The organism is Blautia sp. 210820-DFI.6.14, assembly GCF_020558815.1.
Taxonomy (GTDB): domain Bacteria; phylum Bacillota; class Clostridia; order Lachnospirales; family Lachnospiraceae; genus Blautia_A; species Blautia_A obeum.
The window spans coordinates 1-402 of sequence record NZ_JAJCKS010000105.1 but is presented as its reverse complement, the minus strand read 5'-3'; the positions used below and the strand labels follow the sequence as shown (position 1 = coordinate 402).

Sequence of the window (402 nt, the reverse complement as noted above, 5' to 3'; positions counted from 1 at the left end):
CTTGCTAAAGTATATAAGTGCGCTCTTCCGCTTAAGCTCCAGAGATCTGTCTACTCAAACGGCAGCTCCTCATCTTCCTGCACACTCATAAATCCATCTTTCTCATCTTTGGAATCCATTTCATTCACCTTCCTATTGTAATTTTCCACATTCTTCATCACTTACCGGTTCAAGCCATTCATTAGAACCATTTTCGCCTGGAACCTCAATTGCAAGATGAGAAAACCATTCATCTGGTGCTGCACCATGCCAGTGCTTCACTTCTGCCGGAATATTAATGCAGTCGCCTGGCTTCATTTCTACAGCATCTTTACCTTCTTCCTGATAGTATCCTCTTCCGGCAACACATACCAGAATCTGCCCACCTCCGCTTTTTGCATGATGGATGTGCCAGTTATTTCT

The 402-nt window shown here is 43.8% G+C and carries 1 protein-coding gene; it reads right to left on the bottom strand.

Features of this window, described 5'->3' with window-relative positions; genetic code table 11:
- Window positions 1-132 precede the first annotated feature (132 nt).
- Window positions 133-402 (bottom strand): cupin domain-containing protein (locus LI112_RS17925; RefSeq protein ID WP_227191214.1); only part of this gene is annotated, 270 nt, incomplete at its 5' end.